The organism is Pseudomonas sp. S3(2024) (assembly GCF_036861315.1).
GTDB lineage: Bacteria > Pseudomonadota > Gammaproteobacteria > Pseudomonadales > Pseudomonadaceae > Aquipseudomonas > Aquipseudomonas putida_A.
Genome location: NZ_JAZAQQ010000001.1, coordinates 275,560 through 299,643, shown reverse-complemented (window position 1 = coordinate 299,643; position 24,084 = coordinate 275,560). Strand labels below are relative to the sequence as shown.

Annotated in this window: 24 protein-coding genes and 1 tRNA gene; 11 read left to right on the top strand and 14 right to left on the bottom strand. The window is 55.9% G+C overall.

Annotation, left to right across the window (positions count from 1 at the left end):
• The first annotated feature begins 260 nt into the window (after positions 1-260).
• Both VLA07_RS01435 and VLA07_RS01430 read left to right on the top strand, forming a co-directional pair.
• A complete protein-coding gene (locus tag VLA07_RS01435; RefSeq protein ID WP_123487361.1) occupies positions 261-758 on the top strand; it encodes a hypothetical protein in 498 nt (165 codons plus the stop codon).
• Positions 759-1,051: 293 nt separating this feature from the next.
• Complete coding sequence (locus VLA07_RS01430; protein ID WP_333988290.1) at positions 1,052-1,321, top strand: LysR substrate-binding domain-containing protein; 270 nt, start codon at positions 1,052-1,054, stop codon at positions 1,319-1,321.
• A 6-nt stretch (positions 1,322-1,327) separates the two neighbouring features.
• Here VLA07_RS01430 and VLA07_RS01425 read toward each other — a convergent pair whose 3' ends face one another.
• The gene (locus VLA07_RS01425; protein WP_123487360.1) at positions 1,328-1,999 is read right to left on the bottom strand and encodes an HAD family hydrolase; all 672 of its coding nucleotides are present in this window, start codon (positions 1,997-1,999) and stop codon (positions 1,328-1,330) included.
• Between the two features lie 357 nt (positions 2,000-2,356).
• On the opposite strand from VLA07_RS01425, the gene VLA07_RS01420 reads away from it, so the two are divergent.
• Positions 2,357-4,504 carry an AAA family ATPase gene (locus VLA07_RS01420; RefSeq protein ID WP_123487359.1) on the top strand — a complete coding sequence of 716 codons (2,148 nt, stop codon included), beginning with the start codon at positions 2,357-2,359 and terminating at the stop codon, positions 4,502-4,504.
• Between the two features lie 119 nt (positions 4,505-4,623).
• Complete coding sequence (locus VLA07_RS01415; RefSeq protein WP_123487358.1) at positions 4,624-5,922, top strand: FRG domain-containing protein; 1,299 nt, start codon at positions 4,624-4,626, stop codon at positions 5,920-5,922.
• 323 nt (positions 5,923-6,245) lie between these two features.
• On the opposite strand, the gene VLA07_RS01410 is transcribed toward VLA07_RS01415, so the two are convergent.
• Entirely contained in the window at positions 6,246-7,313 is a 1,068-nt protein-coding gene (locus VLA07_RS01410; RefSeq protein WP_123487357.1) for a tyrosine-type recombinase/integrase, read from the bottom strand.
• A gap of 439 nt (positions 7,314-7,752) precedes the next feature.
• Between VLA07_RS01410 and VLA07_RS01405 the strand changes: the two genes are divergently transcribed.
• The gene (locus tag VLA07_RS01405) at positions 7,753-8,544 is read left to right on the top strand and encodes a hypothetical protein (protein ID WP_123487355.1); all 792 of its coding nucleotides are present in this window, start codon (positions 7,753-7,755) and stop codon (positions 8,542-8,544) included.
• Positions 8,545-8,627: 83 nt separating this feature from the next.
• On the opposite strand, the gene VLA07_RS01400 is transcribed toward VLA07_RS01405, so the two are convergent.
• Entirely contained in the window at positions 8,628-9,530 is a 903-nt protein-coding gene (locus VLA07_RS01400) for a ribonuclease H1 domain-containing protein (RefSeq protein WP_123487354.1), read from the bottom strand.
• A 64-nt stretch (positions 9,531-9,594) separates the two neighbouring features.
• Positions 9,595-9,951 carry an MbcA/ParS/Xre antitoxin family protein gene (locus VLA07_RS01395; protein WP_123487353.1) on the bottom strand — a complete coding sequence of 119 codons (357 nt, stop codon included), beginning with the start codon at positions 9,949-9,951 and terminating at the stop codon, positions 9,595-9,597.
• A gap of 207 nt (positions 9,952-10,158) precedes the next feature.
• Here VLA07_RS01395 and VLA07_RS01390 point away from each other — a divergent pair, with 207 nt between their 5' ends.
• The gene (locus tag VLA07_RS01390; RefSeq protein WP_123487352.1) at positions 10,159-11,466 is read left to right on the top strand and encodes an RES family NAD+ phosphorylase; all 1,308 of its coding nucleotides are present in this window, start codon (positions 10,159-10,161) and stop codon (positions 11,464-11,466) included.
• Between the two features lie 113 nt (positions 11,467-11,579).
• A complete protein-coding gene (locus tag VLA07_RS01385; protein WP_123487351.1) occupies positions 11,580-11,810 on the top strand; it encodes a DUF2188 domain-containing protein in 231 nt (76 codons plus the stop codon).
• 168 nt (positions 11,811-11,978) lie between these two features.
• Here the strand turns inward: VLA07_RS01385 and VLA07_RS01380 are convergent, their stop codons facing one another.
• Positions 11,979-12,626, bottom strand: a complete 648-nt coding sequence (locus VLA07_RS01380; RefSeq protein ID WP_123487350.1) for a TetR/AcrR family transcriptional regulator — start codon at positions 12,624-12,626, stop codon at positions 11,979-11,981.
• A 335-nt stretch (positions 12,627-12,961) separates the two neighbouring features.
• On the opposite strand from VLA07_RS01380, the gene VLA07_RS01375 reads away from it, so the two are divergent.
• Positions 12,962-13,768, top strand: coding sequence for a hypothetical protein (locus VLA07_RS01375; RefSeq protein WP_123487349.1), 807 nt, complete (start codon positions 12,962-12,964; stop codon positions 13,766-13,768).
• Between the two features lie 441 nt (positions 13,769-14,209).
• On the opposite strand, the gene VLA07_RS01370 is transcribed toward VLA07_RS01375, so the two are convergent.
• The 4 genes from VLA07_RS01370 to VLA07_RS01355 form a co-directional block, all read right to left on the bottom strand.
• Positions 14,210-14,283 (bottom strand) — tRNA-Gly (locus VLA07_RS01370).
• A gap of 255 nt (positions 14,284-14,538) precedes the next feature.
• Positions 14,539-15,423 (bottom strand): alpha/beta fold hydrolase, encoded by an 885-nt coding sequence (locus VLA07_RS01365; protein WP_333988289.1) that lies wholly within the window; start codon positions 15,421-15,423, stop codon positions 14,539-14,541.
• Positions 15,424-15,739: 316 nt separating this feature from the next.
• Positions 15,740-16,432, bottom strand: coding sequence for a pseudouridine synthase (locus VLA07_RS01360; RefSeq protein WP_333988288.1), 693 nt, complete (start codon positions 16,430-16,432; stop codon positions 15,740-15,742).
• 33 nt (positions 16,433-16,465) lie between these two features.
• Positions 16,466-16,696 carry a cysteine-rich CWC family protein gene (locus tag VLA07_RS01355; protein ID WP_139055270.1) on the bottom strand — a complete coding sequence of 77 codons (231 nt, stop codon included), beginning with the start codon at positions 16,694-16,696 and terminating at the stop codon, positions 16,466-16,468.
• Positions 16,697-17,069: 373 nt separating this feature from the next.
• Here VLA07_RS01355 and VLA07_RS01350 point away from each other — a divergent pair, with 373 nt between their 5' ends.
• Both VLA07_RS01350 and VLA07_RS01345 read left to right on the top strand, forming a co-directional pair.
• Complete coding sequence (locus tag VLA07_RS01350) at positions 17,070-17,333, top strand: hypothetical protein (protein WP_027614448.1); 264 nt, start codon at positions 17,070-17,072, stop codon at positions 17,331-17,333.
• Positions 17,334-17,512: 179 nt separating this feature from the next.
• The gene (locus tag VLA07_RS01345; RefSeq protein ID WP_007963255.1) at positions 17,513-17,911 is read left to right on the top strand and encodes a hypothetical protein; all 399 of its coding nucleotides are present in this window, start codon (positions 17,513-17,515) and stop codon (positions 17,909-17,911) included.
• Between the two features lie 66 nt (positions 17,912-17,977).
• Here VLA07_RS01345 and VLA07_RS01340 read toward each other — a convergent pair whose 3' ends face one another.
• The gene (locus tag VLA07_RS01340; RefSeq protein WP_123586905.1) at positions 17,978-19,090 is read right to left on the bottom strand and encodes an enoyl-CoA hydratase/isomerase family protein; all 1,113 of its coding nucleotides are present in this window, start codon (positions 19,088-19,090) and stop codon (positions 17,978-17,980) included.
• Between the two features lie 132 nt (positions 19,091-19,222).
• Between VLA07_RS01340 and ung the strand changes: the two genes are divergently transcribed.
• On the top strand, positions 19,223-19,915 hold the full coding sequence (gene ung, locus VLA07_RS01335) for a uracil-DNA glycosylase (protein WP_007963257.1): 693 nt from the start codon (positions 19,223-19,225) through the stop codon (positions 19,913-19,915).
• A 119-nt stretch (positions 19,916-20,034) separates the two neighbouring features.
• Here ung and VLA07_RS01330 read toward each other — a convergent pair whose 3' ends face one another.
• Genes VLA07_RS01330 through VLA07_RS01315 form a run of 4 tightly spaced genes read right to left on the bottom strand, consistent with a single transcriptional unit; the run spans position 20,035 to position 24,072 of the window.
• Positions 20,035-21,069 carry an AbrB family transcriptional regulator gene (locus VLA07_RS01330; protein WP_333988287.1) on the bottom strand — a complete coding sequence of 345 codons (1,035 nt, stop codon included), beginning with the start codon at positions 21,067-21,069 and terminating at the stop codon, positions 20,035-20,037.
• Complete coding sequence (locus tag VLA07_RS01325) at positions 21,062-22,576, bottom strand: tripartite tricarboxylate transporter permease (RefSeq protein WP_027614452.1); 1,515 nt, start codon at positions 22,574-22,576, stop codon at positions 21,062-21,064. The genes VLA07_RS01330 and VLA07_RS01325 overlap by 8 nt, the downstream gene beginning before the upstream one ends.
• 1 nt (position 22,577) lies before the next feature.
• Entirely contained in the window at positions 22,578-23,036 is a 459-nt protein-coding gene (locus tag VLA07_RS01320) for a tripartite tricarboxylate transporter TctB family protein (RefSeq protein ID WP_103519697.1), read from the bottom strand.
• Between the two features lie 58 nt (positions 23,037-23,094).
• Positions 23,095-24,072 (bottom strand): Bug family tripartite tricarboxylate transporter substrate binding protein, encoded by a 978-nt coding sequence (locus VLA07_RS01315; protein ID WP_115988033.1) that lies wholly within the window; start codon positions 24,070-24,072, stop codon positions 23,095-23,097.
• Between the last annotated feature and the right edge of the window lie 12 nt (positions 24,073-24,084).

Genomic DNA, 24,084 nt, shown 5'->3' with positions numbered 1-24,084 from the left:
GTGACTCCTCCTCTGCAGGAGGTTGAGCGCAGGTACGGATTCAAATTAATGCGAAGTGTAAGTGGTGTGAACTACTTCGTTATTGCAAGTGAACTGAGTTCCTCAACGCGTTAAGTTCAAGATATGTGTGCGTGCTTGAGTTAGGCAAGCGCCGTTGGCATTCTAGCGATTGCACAGTGATCAGCTTTTATAGTACTTCCTTTCCTGCCTAAAAAGCGGTGGGGTAGGTGGCCTGCGTTCAAGTTAATTAAGGACGTTCCATGTCTGAACTGAAAAAAATTAAAGTAGTAGTAAAGAATTATGACGTGCAGGGATCGGGTGATCTGGATGCACTGTATGGCCGGGTTAGGCTTGAGGATGAACAAGGTCAGACGTTTTACTTCAAGCAGGTAGTAATGCCGAAATACTTGAAGCAACATGGCGCGATGGCAATGAATGTGCCACGCACATGGTTTTACAAGCATGTTTCCAAGAAATCAATTGTGGTTATCGCATTTGAGAATGCTAACGGAAAGGTTGAATATGACCTCAGTGATCTGCAGTTGATCGCTAGGTCAACGGTTATGAAAGGTATTTTAATGACGATTGCAGCGATCCCAATGGGCGTTATCGCTGCGACGGCAACTTATGGATTGGGGCTGATACTCATTCCGATGGGATTCTGGTATGGGTATCGGAATACGTTCAAGCTGCCAGCGATGCTTAGCCGGAAAAGAATTCTCAGTGACTTTTCTGCCTATGGTATCGAGGTTCGATAAGCCATTGTTCGATGTGATGAACTCTGTGAGCATGCCCAGTATTCGGAGCAGCTCTGCGTTCTAGACCGAGCAGGAATAGAACTCTGTAGCGCCTGAATCTCTCAGGCGCTATGTTTTCAAAATTAGGATTAATCGCTGAGGAGTCTTCTTAGTTCTTCGCGAAGAATGGGGCCTTATTTTCGACGAGATCGTCAGGAATGCAGGTAGTGATTGTTAGTCTGCCATTCTCAGATTTGCCGTAGTACAGCTCACTCAAAATTCCACCAAAGCGAGCAAGTGGTGCATCTTTAGTAATGATCGTATACCCTTGGGAATTCACCAGCGAAGGCGGTGAATTTCGGGGCAGGGTGCAATGGCCTCTGATCATGAATAGTTCAGTTCAGATCCTTGAAGCTTGTTTGGCTGGGGTGGGACTTGCGCAGCTTGCCGATGCGTACGTTCACGAACACATTGAGAGTGGCGTGCTTGAGGAGGTACTGAGGGAGTGGTCGGAAACCTTTCCTAGCCTGCACGTATATTATCCGAAGGTCGGCAGCAGACTGCCGCTTTCAAGGTGGTTTTGAATGCGCTCAGGAGCGATGACGCGCCGGTTTGACAGCGGAAGCGATGGGGTGGGACACCTTCAATACGTATTCGGCAAACTCATCGAGGTTGGCGAAATCTTTACCCCCATTGCGGTTCAGCAGAAACCCCTGAATGCCCACGGCCATAGGGCCGTCACGGTCACACTTTTCTGAATCGCCAATCATCAGTACATCGCTTTCTCCACACGCATCGCTTGTCTTTGCCCCCAAGAGTTCGCAGGTAGCTCGATACAGGAATGGCTGGGGTTTCAGGGCTCCAACAGCGAAGCTGAAACCATAGGCATCCATCGTTGGGTACAAGCGCCGGACAGGCGCTGCATATGGGGCTGCTAGATTGGAGGCGATGGCGATCTTGATGCCCGCAGCCTGTAATCTCTCGACTGCTCGAATCCCATCTTCGAAGGCTTCGATACTGTCCAGTTCTGCTTCAAGAGCACCTTGAATCTCGGCCATGCGATCTGCAGGGATCTTGATCCCGAATTGCTTTGCCGCATCGGTCAGGCTCAGAGCACGAGCCATGATGTGGTGAAGGTCATCTGGTCGCGGCTTGCGGCCCTGGCGGATGCCCTCCTTGAGAATTTGACGATAAGGGTGAGTGGCTTTGGGGATGCAGACAAGCGTGCCGAACGCATCGAAGAGGACAAATTTGACGGTCATCTGAGCGCCTTGATCAACGTGGGGCGACTGCCCGTGAGGTCAGAAATGATACCTTGGATTAGGATTGTATGGGCTTGGCTGAGCCGTTTCGTTGAAGCCATGCTGGGGCTGCTAGTTGTGCCCTCAGCCCTTCAGGTAGCTGCCTGGTCAAAGGCAAACTGTTGAGAGCCATGCGCCTGGCTGGCATCAGCGGAGACGTCGGCAAACTGTGGGTTGAACAGGTCAGGATCGACGTGTCGTCGAGGCGAAGGTTGACTGGGGGCAAACGCCTAAACAGGCCTCGAAAGCAGTCTTTCCTCTTAGGCACGACGGTAATAGGATACCGAGTAGTGGCCTTCAGCAGCTAAGGACAGCATCGTGATCAAGAATTTGATATTGCGCGGCGTTTCGAGCTACTCCCCAGAGCAAAACTCCCATATCGGCCCACTCACGAAAGTGAACATGTTTTATGGGCACAATGGAACGGGTAAGACCACGATCGGCAATTATCTCCAAGATCCTTCTGACCTGCTGTACCACCAGTGCAAGACCCAGCCTGTCTCGGCGGAACGTGAAGTGATGGTCTACAACCACACGTTCATGGAGACCAATTTTCACGCGAGCTCACAGCCCGGCATCTTCACGCTCAATGAAGGAAATATTGAGGCCGAGAAAAAGCTGCTCGCGGCTGAAGAAGCACTCAAAAAGCTAATGGTCGAACACCAGGCCGAGGTGGCAGCGGGCAATGGATTCGGAGAGTCCCAAAAATCCAATAAAGCGGATTTGCTTGATCAGCTATGGGCCCTCAAAAGACCGTTCGATACCGGGCCTCTGCGGTACTGCTTCACTTCTCTCAACACAAAGGAACGGCTTGGGGAAAAGCTACGCACCCTGTCTCTTGTGCCGTCGCCGGATGATTTCTCAGCTTTGGCGGCGGAGGCGGAACAGCTGCAATCAGCCAGTGATGCTGAGCTGCCTGGTATACCCATAATCCGGTTTGCGGAAGCGGACGTTGAAGCCAGCTCTCTGCTATCGGAGGCCATTGCCGGCTCCGGTGACTCCTATCTTTCCGCCTTGATCACCGACCTGGGGAACTCCGATTGGGTAAAGCGAGGGTTGCAGTACCCGCAGCGGGAAGAGTGCCCGTTTTGTCAGCAAACTCTACCTTCTGGATTTTACGAAGAAATCCAGAAGGTGTTCGACAAGACGTATGAACAGCGCATCACCCAATTGAAAGCCCTGAAAACGCGGTACGAAGGCGGGGTCACTCGCTTGAGAACCCAGCTCAAGCGTCCCGAATACGACGCGTCTGGGTATCAACTGCTGATTACGAAACTCGATGCTCTGCTTTCGCAGAACACGCAAAAGCTGGATGCCAAAGTGGCCAGTCCTTCAATGGTAGTGGCACTAGAGCCTACCGGGTTGATCATTGATGATCTCACCGACTTGATTGCAGAAGGTCAAAGGAAAATCGATGCTTTCAATCTCAAGGTGAAAGACAAGAAAAACCACTTGGAAAAAATCAAGACACGCTTCTGGATCTGCTTCAGATCCAGTTGCGATGGTGCAATCGCATCGGCCAAGAAGGTGCACGAAGAGCTTGGGTTCAAGAAGGAAGCGAAACGCAAGCTGGCGGATGAGATCCGTCTCAAATCACAAGCTCACCAAGATGTCATCGCCGAGAGTAAAGCCAAGATCACGAATATTGACCAATCCATTGGCAACATTAACTCGTCACTTACTGCATTGGGCCTGAACGGCTTTGTAGTGGTCAGGGAGGAGGGGGAGTTGCCGCGCTACCGTCTGCAGCGGCCTGATCAGCAGGCTGGGGTGTTCAAGACGCTCAGCGAGGGTGAGAAGACCCTGATTTCATTCCTGTACTTCCTTGAAGTGTGTAATGGCGAGCTCGACGATAAAGGTGGCAAGCTCAAAAGTGAGCGGATCATTGTCATTGACGATCCTATCTCAAGCCTCTCTCACAACTATATTTACGACATCGCCACAATGATCCATAGGCGAGTGCTGAGCCCCAAGGAACGCTTTAAGCAAGTATTTATCCTGACGCATAATTTGTTCTTCTTTCATGAAATGCTGAAGCACCTCAGGAAATCCGACGAATACTCGTTGTTCCGGATCACCAAGGCAGCTCACAGCATGATCACACCGATGAAGGCCAGTGACGTACAGAATGACTATCAATCATTTTGGCAGGCCATTAAGGATGCTCAAGCAGGTCGTACTTCTCCTAGCGTTATTCCAAACATGATGCGAAACATTCTGGAGTACTACTTCAACTTCGTACATCGGCAGGATGAGCTCCAGGCAGCACTTATGGCACTGTCAGACGAGGATGCAGAATTCAAAGCCCTCTATCGATACGTAAACCGCGAGTCTCATTCCGATGCAGTCAATTTGACTGATTTTGGTGAGGTTGTGCCATCGCATTACGTGGATCGATTCAGGGAGGTTTTTGTTAGGACTGGTTTTGAAGAGCACTATGAAAAGATGATGGGGGAGCATGCTTGAATCGACTGGTGATGTGAATTCCGGTCGTAATAGTGGAGGCTCAGTATTGGCGATTGCAAGCAGGTTTATTCCGTAGCCTGTTATATTGGCATTAACCAAGGAAGGAGGGGGTAAGGGTTATGTATAATTTTCTAGTGACGTCTCGTGAGGGGGCATGGGAAAGCGGCTATGAGTATGATAAGAGCCGCTTTCTGGAGTACACGAACGATGATATTGCTGCAAGTTTCAAAGAGCTCAAAGAGCCACAGCTTAAAGCACTGATGGAGCTCCCTTGCCTGTTTGCTTACGAGGGCACGCATCATGCCATGAGAGTGGGGAAGCTTGAGATAAAGCTTCGTAGCAACGGTAGAGTTTTGTTTGCTCGACCAATCATGGATGATCAAATTGCACCCATTGAGTTTGAGCAGATCAAACCTCTTCAAGCCGCTCTTGATATTCGCGATTGGGAGATCAATCGCACGCACTGGGCAGTCAAGGACGAAGACCTTTTTGCCATTCTTCATCACGCAGGTCTTTTGCCGGAAGGGACGGTTGGCTCGAAAGTCACCAAGGAAGATCTTCCTGCCGCCTCGCCACCAGAAACTCAAGCTGACAGCGTCGGTGCCTTCATTGAACATGTTTTTCGACTAAACCATGGCCGTCGCGAGGTCTTTTATCGAGGGCACTCGAACAGCAAAAAGTATCGCTTGGAGCCTTCGATTTTTCGCAGGGATCAAGATGGCAACTTCGTATACCGAGATGCTGAAGATAGGATGTATCGGGAACTTCTGGTTTCCAACTCCCTGGATTTCAGTGGCGATATCTATACCTTGGATCGCCTGGTGCGGATGCAGCATTATTCGCTGCCGACACGATTACTCGATATTACATCGAACCCATTGATCGGGTTATACTTTTGCTGTAAGAGCCACTTAGATGATGCTGGAGAGGTCATCGTGCTCTCAATGGATCCTGGTTATATAAAATACTTCGATTCTGATACGGCTAGTTGTATTGCTAACCTGTCTCGTTTGTCGAAAGGTGTTAGGGACTCAATCACATTCGATTCTGAAGACGTAGATGGTTTTAACGATCAGCGGGCATTGAAGCAGTTACTTCATTTTATCAAGGAAGAAAAGCCATTCTTTGAACCCCGCTTAGAACCTGGGCATCTTCGCTCTGTGTTGTGCGTCAAAGGAAAGCACACCAATAGCAGAATCTCATTTCAGTCGGGAGCTTTCCTTCTGTTCGGTGATGAAGCGGTGCTGGATGAGGAAGGTACTTCCGATATCACGCTTCACCGCATAGCGGTAACGAACAAGAGAAGTATTTTGAAAGAACTCGATCGGTTGAATATAAATGAAAGTACCGTGTTTCCCTATATAGAGAGCTCGGCGAAGTACATTGCTCAGAAGTTTGCCTTTCAAGCCAGTGAGTGACTGCTCGCCACCATATGCTCGGTCAGGAATATAAGGTAACTCAAGACGGTGTGATTCACCTTTGATCGCTAGTGTTTTGTCTCTTAAATACGTTCTCTTTTGGCGAGTGGCTTTGGTGTTCGGCCAAGGCGCCGCGACAAGTCATAGCAGGGCTATGGCGAGGAGTGGCAACGCTGGCCGGGCAGCAAAGGCGCCGCCAAGAGTGAACCGCTTATTTCCGAGGCCGGACACTAGGTCTCTACCTCGCGAGTTAAGGCGAAGAGCCTGTGTAGAAGGCCACGGGAAAGGCTTGGCTACCTACCGTCGCACGTAGCCAGCCTTATTTAGGTACGACGCTTCTTGGTTTTCAAGGTCGCATGAGCGCCTGTCGTAGTGAGTGAAACGTAGTGTTCGGCCATGGAACTGGAGGAGTGACCCAACTGATCGGCGATTCGCTTGGCAAGCTGTTGCGGTGGGGTGGACGCTACTAGCTGTGCCATAGCTGCCCGTCTCAAGGTGCTTGGCGTGAGTGTTGAGCGGGGGAGTTGAGCTTCTCGTTCCCACGACTGAAAAATCCGAAGCAGTTGCGATGTCGACATGGGTTGCTTTCGGTCATCACTCGGGAAGAGATAGTCATCGGTAGAGAGATTTTCCTCCCTGATGTACTTCTCGATTACTGCTGTGTTTGCAAGAGGTAGCGGTGGTTTAGCTTTCGTGATCTCAATGGATATCCCTTTGCTCGAAGACATTTGGGTTTCCAAGCTGACAACCTGGGAAACCTTGGCACCAAGGATGACGTGCCCCCGAAGCCCTGTCTCCAGCAATGTAAAAAGGCTCCGGTCGCGAAGGCTTCCTGAGTTTTCGACGATCCGCTTGATCGAATCACTGTGAGTGAAGACATCCAGTCCCAACGAAATGGCCTGGAGCTTCGATGGCTTGTGCGTTATAGGTGGACACGTGTAGCGCGGGACTTCTGACTCTGGGGCGGAGGTGTTCACAGGACAGATTTTAGTCTGGTCTAAATCAGGCATTGGGATCTTGGTCACCTCCTCGCCTCGTGAGGAAGCCCCCTTGAACGTGCTAAGCGCTTTCAACGGGAGCGTCTCGACAAAAGGGTCAAGCACACTGCGCGGTACTGACGTGTCGTTGGCCAAGGCCAATACTGAAAACATCTCAGCCGCGAGCTGGGTGTGCGTAGCACTCAGGGCAGGCGTTTCTGCATCCCGAGGCCAGATGACGGACTTTTTCATGAGATCGTGGTAATTGGCATACCCTAGTCCCTTGGACAGGGTCTCTCGGGCAAAAGAGAGCTGGACGGGTGATTGGCCTGGCCATCGTTTCTGGATGAGTTTGGCGAGTCTTTTGACGGCGGCTTGGGGGAGCAGATCTTCGGGATAGACCGGAACGCGCATGGCAATTCTCCAATGTCACGGTGTCGGCTGCCCGCTGACAATTGTCGAAGTGCGTGCAAAAGAAGGGGAGAAACACCTGAGGCGCAAAGGCTCTGCATGCCGACCGCTCGATCCAGGAAGACCGTGGTCAATACGGTAGCATCGCTCCTGGTGCTGATCAACACTCAGGGACTTGCCAGTTGGACAGGCTTGCCAGGCTTGACCATGAGGCGGATTTTTCGACTGCCCTGATGGAAGTCATCGTACAGGGAGCAACGGGGAAACTGTCTTGGGTCACGAGCTATGCTTCACAGGGCGGGTACTGCTGATATTGATCGCGGAATTATATTCCTATTGACTTCAGCATCTCTATTGCTTGAGCCGGTTCGCTTAGATGGATTGGCAGATTAAAGGTATCAGCGTCGCAGGTTGAAGACTCTTAACGAACAAGGAATGATCTATGTGGGAAAAGCATCCTGATACTTGTGCAGTGGTTGTTGATCCAGCTAATGAGAAGGTATACGAATTTCGTAAGTCAATGCTCATTAATCAGATAACTCGCGATGCTGATAAAATTGCTAAAAGTTTTGATGCGCTACACAGTGCCGACCTTGAGAAAATGAGCGCACTTTTTGCCCACTGCTCCGCTATCTGGGCTTCGGGAATGTTCAGGGCCGAACGCGACGAAGACAAGCTCCGCATGGCGTGTGCGGAGCTCCTCTCCAACGCCCTGAACTCCATGGTTGGCGCGGCCTACATGCTTCGAGGTGGCTTCGTTTTGCAGCCTGGGCCGGTCGTGCGTTCAGCCATTGAAACCATGGCTGTAGCCCTCCATCTTATGCAGTTTCCGGAAGACTTTAAGAAATATCAAGAGCACAAATTCGAGTCTCCGCGCGCCGTTTCTAGTGCCAAACGCGTCTTCCCTCCATTCGGCCATATCTACGGTTTATTGAGTCGAGAATTCACCCATATCGGAACTTTGCATAAGCAATTCACACCCATTCGTGAATATGTCGGTACTGAGGAATCGTTGCAGTTAAATATTCAACTCCTGACTGGAGGTTTATGGTTGTGCTACGTAACCTGCGAACTAGTGTTTTTGGACTGCGTAGCTCAACCAAGATATTGGCGTGAACTGCCTGAACAAGTTGAAGGTAAGACTGCTTATTCTTACGAGCCCAGCGACGAGGAGCGAACTTGGATGGCGGACTTCCTGGGCTTGGATAATCCGGTCTTCAGAGGAGATGCCTGAGACGCATCAGGTGCGCTTCTTCACATGCGCTCGGATGCCGGTGCTACCGGGGGCGGTGGATCTCGCCGCTTGGTTGCACTCTGTTAGGGGAGGCGGTCGATCGCGGCGCCGTAGTCAAAATCCACGGTTGATCCCGACACGAGGACTGCTTCGAGCTGATGCTTGGATTCGTCCTTGACGATGCGAAATTCGCTCACTTCCCCTGCCTGGCGGGTGAGTTTCCAGATCAACCTGAGCTTCTCAGTGGCCATGCGCAGCTGTATCGCGCCTTGGGAAGACTTGGCCAGGAAGGCATTGAGCTTGCTCTTCAGCTCAAACCTGGAGTCGTATTGATAAGGGCCGAGGGTGAAGGGGCCGTCTCCGATGATTCGATCAAGCTCGACTCTGGGCTTCATGTGCAGTGCCTGGATTTGGCGATGCTCCCTCGTGCGGTTCCAAACCGTGATACCCCTGGCGGTACAGTGCTTGATCCAGCGTGTCTCGGCCTCCAATGAGGCCTCTTTGGATTCGCAGGTTTCCACGACTTTGAATGCCGGGGTCATCCCGTCATCGAGTATCTGGGCGATCTTCGCTGCCGCGCGCTTGCAGTCGTGATTGGCTTTCCTAAGATGGCCTCGTTGCCGGCCTTCGAAGTCGCCTGTCTGCCCCACGTAGAAGGGCTCCTCCGTCACGGGATCAATGATCAGATAGACGACATAGTCCTTGGCAACCACGCCGTCCAAGGGCGGCTGTTGAGGCTGTTGTGGAGTGACGGTCGGCTGTTGCGCGGACGCTTGCGTGTTGAAGTGGAGAACCGGTGAGTGGTTCGAGCCTGGCGTGGGGGTGTTCTGGCGGTACCACTCTTCAGCGAGCTCAAGCGTTGCGAACGACTGGTGCTTCGCTTCCGGAAAGCGGTCAATGGACAAGCGAGCCCCACCTTCCCAGCTATTGAAAATCCCTAGTTTCCGTCCGTGGATGACAGCGTAGAATTTGGGTTTCTTGGCCATCCCGTGCAACCTCCCTGAATGGCTTAATTGGCCTGCGGGTTGATCTGCCTATCTCGTAATGCCTTCAGGCACCGAACCCATGCTCGATGCGCGCAAGAAGCGTCAAGGCGTCGTCGACGGGGACATCCCTCGGGCGTTTCGCTCCCAACGCTCGCGAGGGCTTCGATAGCCAGTCCACCGCACTCTTTTCGTCGCCGAACAACGCCATGGCTGCATCAAGCACACGCGGGTCAATCGCTTCCGACGACTCAGTGCTGTCCTTGCTTGGGTTCATCGCGTCACTGATCGCCTCTGCGAGCGTTTCCAAGGCCTCTCTGAGGCGAGCATTTTCTCGGAAATCATCAGAGCTTGCCTGGTGCTCTTCGCAATGGTGCAACAGGGCTTGCGCGTCATTATGGTTGAGGTCGAACTTGATCAGCATGTCCATTCCTTGAGTGGGCTCAATGTCCGGGTATGGCAGCGTCCGGATTGGGTATCCGACAGCGCACTAGAGGCACACATCTCCGATGTGGAGGCCAGCGTTATTCCAAAGCAATTTGGGCCCTGAGCCGTCTGGGATGGTATGCCAATCGCGGCGCTTCAGCCATCATGCCCTTCTTGATGAACAGGCTCAGGTACTGCCAGCACCATGCGAAAGGAAAATGTGAAGGACGGCGAGGCTCTCAAGATGGTGTGTTATCAATGCGTGCACGACCCCTTTCTAGGGCGGCAGATCCAGCGCACTGGGGCTTCCTCTCAGTGCAGCCTTTGCGACTCGAAACGCAAGTGCGTGCCACTCGCTGAGATCGTCTCTCGTGTCACCGAAATCCTTGGTACCTACATCACAGAAGGTGATCATGTTTGGCGTTGGAGCGGTGGTCGGATTGATCATCAAGAAGGCGAGAGCATCGAACATTGGGTGAGCGAAATCTTTGGCTGCGACAACATCGAGCCGATCGTGGCTGCAGTGTGCCGGCGCCTGACTTCATACAGTGACGACATTCAGTACACCAGGCAACGTTTCAGCTTGGATGACATCGGCCACCAATGGTGCGAGTTCCAGGAAGGCATGAAGCATGGAATCCGCTTCTTCAACGACAGCGCCAAGGCGTTTCTGGACTGGATCTTCAAAGATCTGGACAGGTACTCAGCCTCATCTGATGAGCATGCTGTGGTGCGATTGCTCACACCTGAAGGTTCTCCAGCGATCTACCGCGCTCGAACCTGCATGAGTTCAGAAAGCGTCTCCGAGATCACAGCTGATCCTGCACGTAATCTCGGTGCGCCTCCCAAGGAGCGAGCAGGTGAAGGCAGGATGAACCCGGCAGGTGTCCCTGCCTTCTACGGAGCCTTCGAGCGCAAGACCTGTGTCGCCGAGCTCCGGCCCCCGGTCGGCGGCACTGTGGTCAGTGGAGAGTTCAGGTTGGTCAGGGAGGTCAAGGTGTTGGATTTCGGACGCTTCGAAAAAGCTGACCTCGGGCCTATGCCAAGCTTCTTTGACTCCAAATACCATTCAAAGGTGGGCCGTCGAGATTTCCTGAGGTACCTGCATGACGCAATCACGGTGCCTGTGCTTCCTGGAGCAGAGCGCGACTATCTGACCACTCAAGTCATCGCTGAGTACCTCGCGACCCACTGCAAGCCCCGAATTGACGGTGTGATCTTCAAGTCGGTGCAGGAAAGCGACGGTAGCAACATCGTCTTGTTCTCGCACGTTGCCTGCGCTGCCACCGCATTGATTGGAAGGATTCAGAACGGCTTTATGATCAGAGGCCCCAAGGCATCCGAGGGGCCTTGTATCGAGTATGTCAGTGACAGCCTCGTCCACCACGGGATTCAGCAGGTGAAGTACTACACAGATGATCAGGCGCTGCCGGAGGATAAACGGCTGCCAGTGCAGCGTGCGCATCCGTTGCCCATGAGAAGCGAAGGGCTGCTGGCGAATGAGGACTTCTGAACATTTTGTCGGGCTTTTTCCATATATGGTGTCGCTGGGTGTTAATCGCTACATGTTGTGTTTTGAGTCGGGCTGCTAAGTTTACAGCTACCCCTTACTGAGCGAGGTGTCTCATGGCAGGCAAAGGCAAAAACCAACACGTGGTGAAGCGTGACGATGGCTGGGCAGTCCGGGGCGAAGGCAACTCCAAGGATACATCTCACCATCGAACTCAACAGGAAGCCGCCGATGCGGCACGGGCGATCGCGCAGAATCAAAAGAGCGAAGTGCTGATCCATGGAAGGGATAACAAGATCAGGGAGCGGGACTCGTACGGTAATGATCCGCATCCGCCTAAGGGGTGAGTTGACCTTAGGTTTTCGGTTCTTAGTTGGCAGATGCGGGGGGGCTCTCGGAGCCCTCTCTGGCCGTCCCTAAGGTGGCCAGCAGATTGGACATGGTCGTTTTAGGAATTCGTTGCATGGTGTTTGTCCTGCAGGCAGGGAATGATCTTCTGCCTGGTCTGCAGGATCTCAGTGCCGGAGCGATCGCAGGAAGGCGTCGACGGTGCGCTCCACGATCTGCTCGATCTCCTCGCGGGCGAGCGGCTCGCCGTTGGCTCTGATCTGTTTCAGGAGTACCCCGCCATCGAGCATGTCCATAAAGTAGCGGGCGTCAGTCTCAGCCACTTGAACTGACAGAATGCCTCGTCGTGCCAATTCGGCGAGATAGTCGCTGATGACAGCCATAGCTGGCCCCTGGATAATTTCGTCAAAGCGGCAGGCAAGCACGGGGAACCGCCGACCTTCCAAGAAGATCATGCGTAGGAAGTCGGCTGCCGTCGGGCCAGACCAGAAGCATGCAAACACGGTAGCGATCTGCATCAGTCCATTCTTGGGGTCAGCTAGCGCGCGCTCATCGGTCGGCACGTGCATAACCGGGAAGGCCTTCCACATACGTTCTGCCACCGCCACGAACAGTGACTCTTTGCCCTCGGGGAAACGGTTGTACAGGGTCTGGCGGGTCACGGCTGCAGCTTTGGCAATCTCCTCCATGCTGGCCCCTTCGTACCCGTGCTCGATGAACATTCTGCCCGCAGCCGCAAGAATTCTGACAGGGCGTGATGCGCTTTCGCCTGGATTGAGCAAGTCGTCGACGGGGGAGGAAGTGGCCACATTCATTTCGGATACCTGTGCAGAATAGGTTAAGTGTTACTGAAAGAGATGCGATTCGCCACCCATGTTTTGTGTTGTTATCTTTACTGGGTTGTAAAGTAAAGCTCATTTAGCAGCGGGGGGCGGTGAGTGGGATTAGCGGTTGCCGAATTATTTGGACAGGGGCGCTGGTTGATCATCTGCCACTTCGGGTTAGGTTTCGGCTTGATACTCTGGCCGGCCATGATGGTGGATGGATCGCGCTGAGGGTATCCATAACGATGAAATTTTGTTTCGGATAGGTACCGACACCTTATGGCGGAACCCTTATCATCGGATTATCAATTAATTGAGGTTTTGAAATGGATATTAAAGTTCGTACCACTGCAATCGAGGTGTGTGAAAACATATTGCGTGAAGACTTCAAATATAACGAGGAGCACGGTACCTGGCGCAGTATCAATCCAATCATCGAGGGTCTGCTGGGACGCACCACTGAGCTTGCTGATGCCTACGTCGAGCTGCATGCCGCGCTGGCTGAGCAACCCAGGGCGCTGAAGTCATTCTTCGATGTTTTCACCGCCACGGTGTACTCCTGGAATCCAGGAAAGATCAAAGAAGCTCGTGAGGATAGGGAGAGGCTCACTGAATTGAATGCGCGAATAGCAAAAGTTTCAGAGCTGCTTTCGGAGTTGCTGTCGCGGCGCACCGAGGTTAAAGAGATGTCCAGTTTTAGTAGTGATACCTACTACCACATTATGGATGTCGTTGAAGATGCTTCTGAGGATAATGGGCTTTTCAGGTCTTACCTGAAGAAGAAGTTGGATAACTTGACCTATCAATATGATCTCAAATACTGGCCGTCCATAACTAAGGTGGTGGCGCAGATTGGTGTGAATGCGGCCAATGCAGCAACAGTCTCAAGTGACTCCGCTGCAAGTGCAGCAACTGAAGCTCGCCGCCCTGGCTTGGCTGACTTCTTGAAAGCGTTTGAAGAGGAACTTAATAAGAACAGGGAGGAGAATATCGGCCTTATTCCCAACGATTTTTCGCTGACCGATAGTTCTATGGCTTCGTTGGTAAACTGCGGGCTTGGGCTAAAAATTGAAGAATTGATCGAATCCACGTTTGTAAAGCGCTACCGCCAACGTGAGCGTGAGCGTGGTTAGGAGCCCGATCTTGATCATGGTCGGATGCGCGACTGAGAGTTGAAAACGACTAAACGTTGGAATAGATGCTGGTGATCGTTTGGAGCTCTGTCGATGTCCAGGTGTTTTTTGAGGGGGAGGGCTTGCCATTCCGTTCACTCCCTTTCGAAAATTCTGGGTCGACTTTCAAGACGGCATTCAGCGGGCATTCTGGGACGCACGATGATGGGCTGGTTGGCGATCCAGGCTTGGTACGGAAATGAGCTTTTTGGGGTTTATTGGGTGACCCGAGGAGGGCTATGGTCTGTCGATGCGCCATTCTGGACGGCGCCGACGGTGCACCAAATTTTGGTGACTCTAGGGGGGCTGGGGAGCTTGAATCTAGGGACTGCTACGATGCTTCCTAAGACTTTCTGCTTGAGGGGGAATCCCCTGGAAGGCCCGGAAACACTGGCTCGAAGGTGGAGCGGGTAGAGGGAATCGAACCCTCACCGATTGCTTGGGAAGCAATAGTTGTACCATTCAACTATACCCGCTTTTCTTGCCTCGACGGTGCACTAAAGTGGCGTGTCCAATAAGAACCCTCAACTAAAGCTTGGGAAGCTTTCGTTTTGCCACTAAACTATACCCGCTCAGAGCGGCTGACTTTGTACCAGAGTCGGGCGCGGATTTGAAGTTTTTCTTTTGCTCGCAGCGCGTTACAGCATTGAAAACGGTCATTCGCGGGCAAATCTGCAGGACAATGAATGCTGGTTTTTCAGCCCCACAGACTCGCTCGCGACGACGCTTTTTCAAATGGCCAATGCATGGTGATCCTGGACGAACGCGTAGCGCGTTCGGCTCGACTGCGGTGAGGGTTTCAGGAAACCCAGCAGGGCGTTCTGGCTATCGCGGCACGCAGCCTTGTGTTCCATGTCGAGGAAGTGGCCGGTGGCCTGCAGCGTGGTGAAAGTGCTGTGCGCCACATGGTTGCCGAATATCCGGGCGTCTTCGGCGGCGGTGTATTCATCCCATTCGCCGTTGAGAAACAGCACCGGCACGTTGATCTTCTTCGCCGCATTCAGGTAGCACTGGCGATCGCTGTGCAACACGTCACTGATGTGGAAGTGCATCTGCCCGTATTCGTGCTCGGCCAGGCTGCTGACGTGGCGATAGTTGAAGCGCTTGAACAGTGACGGCAGGTGTTTGCCGATAGTGCTGTTGACCAGGTGCCCGACGCGGTCGCCGTCGCGCTGGCCGAGGTAATCGACACCGCGCTCCAGGTAATCAAGCATGTGTGCGTTGATCACCGGCGAGAACGAGCTGATCACGGCTTTCTCGATACGCCGCGGCTGTTGCGACAGGGCAACCAGGGTGGCTGCGCCGCCCCAGGAAAACGACAGCACGTGTTCGGCGCCGAAGTGGTCGATCAGCTCCAGCAGGATCTGCCCTTCGACTTCCTTGGTCAGATGTTTCTCGTGACGGTTGTGGATTTTCGACCGGCCCGCGTAGGGCTGGTCGTAGCAAACCACGTTGAATTGCGGGTGCAGGTTTTTCACAGTCTGTGCAAACGACGCAGTCGTGGCCATCGAGCCGTTGACCAGGATGATGGTCTTTTCTGCGGCGTCTGCGCGATAGAACTCCGTGTAAACCCGATACTGACCCTGTATATCCAGCACAGCGATTTCTGGCCTCATGTCATAAGACTCCTGGCAAGCAAGCGGGTATGCGCGCAAATAGAGATTGCACGAGCTTTGTGACAGGTAGGCATACGCCTGGAATTTGCTTGGCCCATGTCGATCCATGACTGCGGTCGACGGGTGTTGTTATTGGCGGGCAGTCTGCCGGCTGAGGCGCAACCCAGAGGGCTGACGACCGGCAAAAAGTTTCTTAGAGGTATGGTGTGACTAATCGGTCACAATTTGGCCGACGTCCTGATTCAAGCAGTGGGATGGGGATCGCGCAAGTGCCGTTGGTAAATTGTTCGACAACTTCTGCTGAGCGGTCGCCGGCTTAGAACAAATGGATCTCTTCGGTGCGCAAAGCGCGGTACTCGCCCGGTTTTAGCGCGTTATCCAGCGACAGCGGGCCCATGGATTCGCGGTGCAGGCGCAACACTTTGTTGTTGAAGTGACCAAACATGCGCTTCACCTGATGGTAGCGACCCTCGACGATGCTCAGGCGCGCCACTCGCGGGCCGAGCACTTCGAGTTGCGCCGGTTGCGTGGTCAGGTTTTCGAAGGCGAAGTAGATGCCCTCGGCAAACGTGAGCGCGTATTGCGGCCCGATCTCCTGTTCGGTCTCGACGTAATAGACCTTCGGCAGTTTGGTCTGCGGTTGGGTCAGGCGTCGCGACCAGCTGCCATCATTGGTGATCAGCATCAGCCCGGTGGTGTTGAAGTCCAGGCGACCGGCGATGTGCAGGTCGTCCTTGTCCGGTTCATCGATCAGATCAAGCACGGTCGGGTGCTGCGGATCGCGGGTGGCGCTGACGCACCCCGGCGGCTTGTGCAGCATGAAGTAGCGTGCCGGTTTGCCGAGTTGCAGGACTTCTTCGTCGACTTCGACGCGGCTGAATTCCAGCACTTCGCTGTGCGGGTCGCTGACGACTTTTCCGTCGATCCGCACGCGCTTTTCCACCAGCAACAGGCGAACTTGCTGACGGTTGTAGCGGGGCAGGTTGCTGAGGAAACGGTCGACGCGCATGGTCAGGAATCGGCGGATAAAGGGGCGCGTATCTTACGGGATCGGCCGCGCCGCTGCTTGCAGTTGCGCCTCGACCTGCGCGCAGCGCGGGCACAGACAGGATTGATTGCGCAGCGCTGCGGGCAAGGCTTCAAGCACTGCCGGATCGATGCTCACGGCATAGCACCAGCAGGCCTGGTCGGCAGTGCGCGGGTCAGCCAGGCTGCAGTCGTTGCGCGCGCCGCAGGCCGGGCAGAGGTCGGGTTTGATGTCGGAGTCAGGCATAGGACGAGTAAGGCATTTCCACGCAATTGCGGTTACGGCCAGTTTGTCTGGCCTGCTACATCGCATGATCGGCCCGAGACAGCAGGGTATGCAAGGTGTCATCAGCATGTACGGTGGTGGCACCGATGTATTCCTGGGCATTACGCAGGCTAACTGTGGGAGCGGGCTTGCTCGCGAAGGCGTCCTGTCAGTCAGTGATTCGTCACTGACCCACCGCTTTCGCGAGCAAGCCCGCTCCCACAGAGGATTTTCAGTGTGACTGACACCGCTGATCTGAAGCCTTTGCGCGCCCTGCACTTGCCCCGGACCTGACAGTCAAAACTGTGTCGGCTGCGCTGTCCTGCTGCGGCCGCAGGTCTTTCAGGAGGCCGTCATGGTTACGTCTAAACTGTTGCGCCGGGTGCTGCTGGGAGCGGTGCTCGGCCTGGGTCTGTCCGGGTGTTATTACTACGCCGGTCCTTACGATGCTTACCCTGCCACTTACTACTATCCAGGCTATTACTCGCCGTATTACTACGGCGGTTATTACGGTCCGCGCTACTACGGTGGCGGGCGCTATTACTACGGTGGTCACGGCTATCGCGGCGGCTACGGACGCGGTTATCACGGTGGCGGCTATCACGGTGGGCACCACTGATCAGTAGCTGAATGACAGTGGTTTCCAAATGAACAGGATTTCATCAATCACATGTTTCAACTTGTTACGGAAGCGCACCAGATTCGGAAAACGCTGTCAGATGTTTCGTCAGTCACCGAATAAACGACTGATGCCTGCCAGCGTCGCTGGTGCGGCTACCCGCGGTCCAGGAGGCCGCCATGTATCGACGAATTCTTCTACTTGCTGCGATGATGTTTTCCGTTGCCGGTTGCGCTCCCTACTCCTACGCAGACAGTTATTACAGCTCGGAGGTCTACACCTCACCCGCTCCGGCTTACTACAACACTGGCGGCACCTATTACAGCGGTGGCAGCACCTATTACTCGGCCCCGCGCTACTACCAGGCGGCCCCGCGTTACTATCAACCGGCTCCGCGTTACTACTCGGCGCCGCGCTACTACCAACCAGCGCCGCGCTACTACGAGAGCCGCCGCTGGCACGACAATGATCGTGGCCGTTGGGACGGTCACCGTGGTGGGGGTTGGGATCGTGACCGTGGTGGTCGTGACCATCACGGTAACCGCGGTGACCACGGCGGGCGAGGCGGTCGCTGGTAATCATCCGCAAACAAAAAAGCGGCGCATTGAGCGCCGCTTTTTTTGTGCCTGCGATTTACCGGGCGTTCAGTATTGCGTCAAATCCGCCAACGGATGCCGACCTTCCCACACCTTGTGAAAATGCGCCTCGACCACCGCGTCCGGGACGTTATTGATGTCCGGCCAATGCCAGTGCGGCTTCTGATCCTTGTCGATCAATCGCGCCCGCACCCCTTCGCTGAATTCCGGGTGCCGGCAGCAGTTGAGGCTCAGGGTGTATTCCATCTGAAACACTTCGGCCAGCGACAGATAGCGGGCGCGGAGGATCTGTTCCCAGACCAGATGCGCGGTCAGCGGTGAGCCTTCGCTCAGGGTTTTCGCGGCGCGGGCGATCAGCGGGTCGCTGCTGTCGCGTTGCAGGCTGATGGCTTTCCAGGCACAGGTGACGTCGCTGACGTCGAGCAGTTCATCGATCTGCTGACGCCGCGGCAGCCACTGCGCCTCGGGCATCTGCCCCACGGCTTCCTGTTGCAGGGCCTTGAGCAGACTGTTGAGCTGCATGTCGGTCTGTTCCTGCCAGTTGAGTTGCAGCAGGCCTTCGATCAGCTGCGGTTGCTGCTCTTCAAGCAGAAAACGGTCGGCCAGATCCAGATCGATCGCATCGCGGCCGTTCATGTGCGCGCCGGTCAGACCGAGGAACAAACCGAGCTTGCCCGGCAACCGAGACAAAAACCAACTGGCCCCGACGTCCGGATACAGACCGATGGTGATCTCCGGCATCGCCAGGCGACTGCTCGGCGTGACGATCCGCGTGCTCGCGCCTTGCAACAGGCCCATGCCGCCGCCGAGCACGTAACCGTGGCCCCAGCAGATCAGCGGTTTGGGGTAGGTGTGCAGGCTGTAGTCCAGGCGATACTCGGCGGCGAAAAACTGCGCCGCCAGTGGCGGGACTTCACCGGGATGGGCCCGGCAGGCCTCCACCAGGCTGCGCACTTCGCCGCCGGCGCAGAACGCCTTGGCGCCGTTGCCGCGCAATAGCACGCAGACGATTTGTGGATCCTTGGCCCAGGCGTTCAGCTTGTCGCTCAGAGCGTTGATCATCGGCAAGGACAGCGCGTTGAGCGACTTTTCAGCATCCAGGCTGGCGATCCCGAGACGGGCGCCGTCGGTGCCGGTGAGTTCTTCGAAGTGCAGATTCATCGTGACCTCGATCGGGAAATTGAGCGTTCAGTATGATCGCTGTGTGGGAAAGTGCCGGATCTGCGTCAGATCAATTGACAAGCGTGGTCGGCTTTCCTAGGGTTCGCCCCATTGTTTTTGCCGGGTATAACCATGACTGCTGACGACCGTATCAAACTCGAACCGAGCTGGAAGGAGGCACTGCGTGCTGAATTCGACCAGCCTTACATGGCAGAGTTGCGCAATTTTCTGCAGCAAGAGCGGGCGGCCGGCAAGGAGATCTACCCGCCGGGCCCGCTGATTTTCAACGCGCTGAATTCGACGCCGCTGGATAAAGTCAAAGTGGTTATCCTCGGCCAGGACCCGTACCACGGCCCGGGCCAGGCCCATGGCTTGTGCTTCTCGGTGCAACCGGGCGTGCCGGCGCCGCCGTCGCTGGTCAACATCTACAAAGAGTTGAAGCGCGACCTGAACATCGACATTCCCAACCACGGCTACCTGCAGAGCTGGGCCGATCAGGGCGTGTTGATGCTCAACACCACCATGACTGTCGAGCGCGCCAATGCCAACGCGCACAAAGACAAGGGCTGGCAGTTCTTCACTGACCGGATCATTGAACTGGTCAGCGAACGGCAGCCGCATCTGGTGTTCATGCTGTGGGGGGCGCACGCGCAGAGTAAGCAGAAACTGATCGATGCGACCAAGCATCTGGTGCTGACGTCGGTGCATCCGTCGCCGTTGTCGGCTTATCGTGGCTTCCTCGGCTGCGGGCATTTCAGCCGGACCAACAAGTTTCTCGAGCAAAATGGCGAAGCGCCAATTGAGTGGCGGTTGCCGCCGGTCTGATCGGCTGACCGGGCCGGCCCCTTCGCGAGCAAGCCCGCTCCCACATTGGTTTTGCGGCATGCGCATAACCAATGTGGGAGCGGGCTTGCTCGCGAAGAAGGCAACTCGGTATATCAGTGTTACTCGGGATTACGGTTCCAGTACTTGAACAACGGCTCCGCCAGAAACAGTACAAACAGCAGCCGCATTACCTGCATCGCCGTCACCAGCGGCACCGACAGTTGCAGGGTCTCCGCCGTCAGGCTCATCTCGGCAATCCCCCCGGGCATCATGCCCAACGTCAGCGAACGCAGATCCAGATGGGTCAGCGCACTCAAGCCCAAAGCCGCCAATGTCGCGATCAACATGGTCAGCGCTGTGCCGATCAGCGTACGCCCCATGAATGACGGCGCGCGGCGGAAGAACTGTCGATTGAAGTGACAGCCCAGGCCGCTGCCGATCAGCCACTGGCCGATCTGGCTTCCACCGTCCGGCAGGCCGATGTGCAAATCCCAGGCAATGCTCACCGTGGCACTGACCAGCAGCGGCCCGAACAGCCACGGATTGGGCTGACGCAAACACTGCCAGAGCCAGGCGAGCAGGGCGCCCGTGGGAAACAGAATCGCCAGCCAGCGCCAATCGACGTTGCCGGCGTGGGAAATCGGCGTGCCGTCGCCCAGCAGATACTTGAACGCGGCCGGCACGCACAGCACCACCACCAGCACCCGCAGACTCTGCCCCGCCGCGACATGACTGAGCAGCGCGCCATTGCGTGCGCCGAGGTTAACCATCTCGCCTGAGCCACCGGGCATGCTCGAGAAAAATGCCGTGGCACGATCCTCGCCGGTGCGGCGCATCAACCACACCCCGACCACCGCCGACAGGCTGGTGACCAGCGCACCGAAGAAGATCAAACCGAAGTGACTCAGCACCTGCTCCATCACCAGCGGGGTGAAGTGCAGGCCGATGCCGATGCCGACAATCCATTGGCCGCATTTGCGGCCGCCGGGGATTTCCGTGAGTTGCCATGGGGTCAGGCAGCGCACGAGGATGATCGCCAGTAACGAGCCGACCATCCACGGCAGTGGCCAGCCGATCTGGCTGGCGATAAAACCGCCAAGCAGACCGACCAGCGGGGTAGCCCACCAGCTTCTGAGGGAGGAGCGATCAGACATCGGCGATGGCGCGTTGCGCCGCCGAACGTTTGCGCCAGATGCGCAGCAGCGGCATCAGCAACATGATCGCGGTCAGGATCCACACGCCGAAGGTGATCGGGCTCGACCAGAGGATTTCCAGCGCTCCGTTGGAGATCGACAGCGCACGACGCAGGTTCTGCTCCATCAGCCCACCGAGGATGAACCCGAGCAGCACTGGCGACAGCGGGAAATCCAGCTTGCGCAGGATGTAGCCGAAGATACCGATGCCGACCATCAGGAACAGGTCGAAAGTGGTCGCATGCACGGCGTAGACGCCGATCCCGGTGATGATCGCGATCACCGGCACCAGCGCCCAGTTCGGCACGGCGAGGATGCGGGTGAAGATGCGGATCATCGGGATGTTGAGGATCACCAGCATGATGTTGGCGATGAACAACGAAGCGATCAGGCCCCAGACGATGTCCGGTTGCTGTTGGAACAACAGCGGCCCCGGGGTGATGTTGTACAGCGACAGCGCGCCGATCATCACGGCGGTGGTGCCCGAACCGGGTACGCCGAGGGTCAGCATCGGCACCAGTGCGCCGCAGGCTGAAGCGCCGATTGCAGTCTCAGGAGCGGCGAGGCCACGGGCGTCACCCTGACCGAATTTGCCACCGGCACCGGCGATGCGTTTTTCGGTCATGTAGGCCACGGCACTGGCCAGCGTCGCGCCGGCACCGGGCAACACGCCCATGATGAAACCCAGCAGGCCGCAACGGATGTTCACCACGAACACCGACGCCGCTTCCTTGAAGTTGAACATCATGCGTCCGGTGGCTTTCACCGCTTCCTGGCCGCGATGGGTTTTTTCCAGCAGCAGGAGAATTTCACTGACCGAGAACAGCCCCAGCACCAGCACCACGAACTGGATGCCGTCGGTCAGGTGAATGTTGTCGCCAGTGAAACGGTACACACCGCTGTTGGCGTCGATGCCAACGGTCGACAGAAACAGCCCGATCAGCGCCGCAATAAAAGTCTTCAGCGGACGATCACCGGCCATGCCGCCAAGGCAGACAATCGCGAACACCATCAACACGAAGTATTCCGCCGGACCGAAGGCAATCGCCCATTTCGCCAGCAGCGGGGCGAACAGCACCATGCCGCAGGTGGCGATGAACGCACCGATGAACGAACTCCATGCCGACAGCGACAGCGCGACACCGGCCAGACCCTGACGCGCCATCGGATAGCCGTCGAGGGTGGTCATCACGGTGGAGGCTTCGCCCGGAATGTTCAGCAGGATCGAGCTGATCCGCCCGCCGTATTCGCAACCCAGATACACCGCCGCCAGCAGAATCAGCGCCGACTCCGGCGGCAGGCCGAGGGCAAAGGCGATCGGGATCAGCAGGGCCACGCCATTGATCGGACCCAGGCCCGGCAACAGCCCGACCACGGTGCCGATCAGCGTGCCGGTCAGGGCCGTGACCAGGTTGTACGGACTCAGCGCGACGCCGAAGCCCTGACCCAAATAACCGAGAGTATCCATATCAGTTCTCCAGAACGTCGAGCAGGCCCAAAGGCAGCGGAACGTCCATCAGACGGTCGAACAGCAGGTACAGACCGATGGCCATCAACGTTGTCACCACGATGCTCGGCAGCCAGCGACCGCCATACAGGCGCGCCATCGGGATGCCGATCAGGATGCTGCTGAGGATGAAGCCCAGCGGTTCGAACAGGCCGGCGAACACCAGCAGCAACAGCACGCAGATGCCGATCTTGGTCAGGGTTTGGCGATCCAGCGGTGGCTCGTCTTCGCTGTGTTTGATCGGTGCCGGGCGGAACACCATGTACAGCAGCGCCACGCCCATCAGGCCGAGCATCAGCAGAGGAAAGGCGCGCGGGCCGACCGGTTCGTAAGAGAAAGCCGCTTGATACGGCCACGCCATCAGCGCCAGGCCAACGCAGGCCAGCAACAGCACCGAGGCGAAAATGCGTTGTAAGAGCATGGGAAACTCCTGTGCCGGGGCCTCGATGCGCGAGGCCGCAGCCGCTAGACAGAGACGATCACTGAATCAGGCCGAACTCTTTGGCCAGCACTTTGTAGTCCGCGACCTGCTTCTTCACGTAGGTGTCCAGCTCCGGGCCGGTCATGGCGAACGGGAACAGTTCACGCTGATCGCGCAGCTTGGCGAACTCTTCCGAGGCCAGCAGTTTGTCGAAGGCGTCTTTCCACCAGGCGTAGTCTTCGTCGCTGACTTTTGGTCCGAGGTAGAAGCCGCGAACCACCGGCCAGACGATGTCGTAGCCCTGCTCGCGCGCGGTCGGGATGTCTTTCATTTCCGGTTCGTCGATGCGTTTGTCGGCGAACACTGCGAGCAGACGCATGTCACCGCTCTGGATGTGCGGCATGGAGTCGGAGATGTCGGTGCTGCCGACCTGGATATGACCGCCGAGCAGCGCGGTGGCGATTTCGCCGCCGCCTTCGAGGGCGACGTAACGCAGGTCACGCGGGTTGATCCCGGCAGCCTTGGCGATCAGTGCGGTCTGCATCCAGTCCTGGCTGCCGACGGTGCCGCCGGAGCCGATGACCACGGAGCTCGGATCTTTCTTCAGGGCTTTGACCAGATCGTCGAGGGTCTTGTAAGGCGAATCGCTTTTCACCGCGATGGCACCGTAACTGGTGCCGACGGCGGCCAGCCAGCGCACATTGGTTTCGTCGAAACGACCGAACTTGCCTTGCGCCAGGTTCAGCAACGAACCGCTGGACCACGCCACCAGCGTGCCGGCGTCGGCCGGGCGCTGGGCGACGACCGCGTTGTATGCCACCGCGCCGACACCGCCGGGCATGTAGGTCACGCGCATCGGTTTGGTCAGCAGTTTTTCGTTGACCAGCGCGCTCTGCGCCAGTTTGCAGGTCAGGTCGAAACCACCGCCGGGGGAGGCCGGGGCGATGCATTCCGGACGTTTCGGTTCGGCCATCAGTTGGCCGGCGAACAGCATGACGCCAGCTGCCAGAGCAACTTTACGCAGTGATAAGTTCATCTATGTCTCCTT

What these genes read in the sequence shown, in the direction of transcription:
- VLA07_RS01435 (WP_123487361.1), top strand. Translation starts at nt 261, where the DNA reads ATGTCTGAACTGAAAAAAATTAAAGTAGTAGTAAAGAATTATGACGTG.
- VLA07_RS01430 (WP_333988290.1), top strand. Translation starts at nt 1,052, where the DNA reads ATGATCGTATACCCTTGGGAATTCACCAGCGAAGGCGGTGAATTTCGG.
- VLA07_RS01425 (WP_123487360.1), bottom strand. Translation starts at nt 1,999, where the DNA reads ATGACCGTCAAATTTGTCCTCTTCGATGCGTTCGGCACGCTTGTCTGC.
- VLA07_RS01415 (WP_123487358.1), top strand. Translation starts at nt 4,624, where the DNA reads ATGTATAATTTTCTAGTGACGTCTCGTGAGGGGGCATGGGAAAGCGGC.
- VLA07_RS01410 (WP_123487357.1), bottom strand. Translation starts at nt 7,313, where the DNA reads ATGCGCGTTCCGGTCTATCCCGAAGATCTGCTCCCCCAAGCCGCCGTC.
- VLA07_RS01405 (WP_123487355.1), top strand. Translation starts at nt 7,753, where the DNA reads ATGTGGGAAAAGCATCCTGATACTTGTGCAGTGGTTGTTGATCCAGCT.
- VLA07_RS01400 (WP_123487354.1), bottom strand. Translation starts at nt 9,530, where the DNA reads ATGGCCAAGAAACCCAAATTCTACGCTGTCATCCACGGACGGAAACTA.
- VLA07_RS01395 (WP_123487353.1), bottom strand. Translation starts at nt 9,951, where the DNA reads ATGCTGATCAAGTTCGACCTCAACCATAATGACGCGCAAGCCCTGTTG.
- VLA07_RS01390 (WP_123487352.1), top strand. Translation starts at nt 10,159, where the DNA reads ATGCGAAAGGAAAATGTGAAGGACGGCGAGGCTCTCAAGATGGTGTGT.
- VLA07_RS01385 (WP_123487351.1), top strand. Translation starts at nt 11,580, where the DNA reads ATGGCAGGCAAAGGCAAAAACCAACACGTGGTGAAGCGTGACGATGGC.
- VLA07_RS01380 (WP_123487350.1), bottom strand. Translation starts at nt 12,626, where the DNA reads ATGAATGTGGCCACTTCCTCCCCCGTCGACGACTTGCTCAATCCAGGC.
- VLA07_RS01375 (WP_123487349.1), top strand. Translation starts at nt 12,962, where the DNA reads ATGGATATTAAAGTTCGTACCACTGCAATCGAGGTGTGTGAAAACATA.
- VLA07_RS01365 (WP_333988289.1), bottom strand. Translation starts at nt 15,423, where the DNA reads ATGAGGCCAGAAATCGCTGTGCTGGATATACAGGGTCAGTATCGGGTT.
- VLA07_RS01360 (WP_333988288.1), bottom strand. Translation starts at nt 16,432, where the DNA reads ATGCGCGTCGACCGTTTCCTCAGCAACCTGCCCCGCTACAACCGTCAG.
- VLA07_RS01355 (WP_139055270.1), bottom strand. Translation starts at nt 16,696, where the DNA reads ATGCCTGACTCCGACATCAAACCCGACCTCTGCCCGGCCTGCGGCGCG.
- VLA07_RS01350 (WP_027614448.1), top strand. Translation starts at nt 17,070, where the DNA reads ATGGTTACGTCTAAACTGTTGCGCCGGGTGCTGCTGGGAGCGGTGCTC.
- VLA07_RS01345 (WP_007963255.1), top strand. Translation starts at nt 17,513, where the DNA reads ATGTATCGACGAATTCTTCTACTTGCTGCGATGATGTTTTCCGTTGCC.
- VLA07_RS01340 (WP_123586905.1), bottom strand. Translation starts at nt 19,090, where the DNA reads ATGAATCTGCACTTCGAAGAACTCACCGGCACCGACGGCGCCCGTCTC.
- ung (WP_007963257.1), top strand. Translation starts at nt 19,223, where the DNA reads ATGACTGCTGACGACCGTATCAAACTCGAACCGAGCTGGAAGGAGGCA.
- VLA07_RS01330 (WP_333988287.1), bottom strand. Translation starts at nt 21,069, where the DNA reads ATGTCTGATCGCTCCTCCCTCAGAAGCTGGTGGGCTACCCCGCTGGTC.
- VLA07_RS01325 (WP_027614452.1), bottom strand. Translation starts at nt 22,576, where the DNA reads ATGGATACTCTCGGTTATTTGGGTCAGGGCTTCGGCGTCGCGCTGAGT.
- VLA07_RS01320 (WP_103519697.1), bottom strand. Translation starts at nt 23,036, where the DNA reads ATGCTCTTACAACGCATTTTCGCCTCGGTGCTGTTGCTGGCCTGCGTT.
- VLA07_RS01315 (WP_115988033.1), bottom strand. Translation starts at nt 24,072, where the DNA reads ATGAACTTATCACTGCGTAAAGTTGCTCTGGCAGCTGGCGTCATGCTG.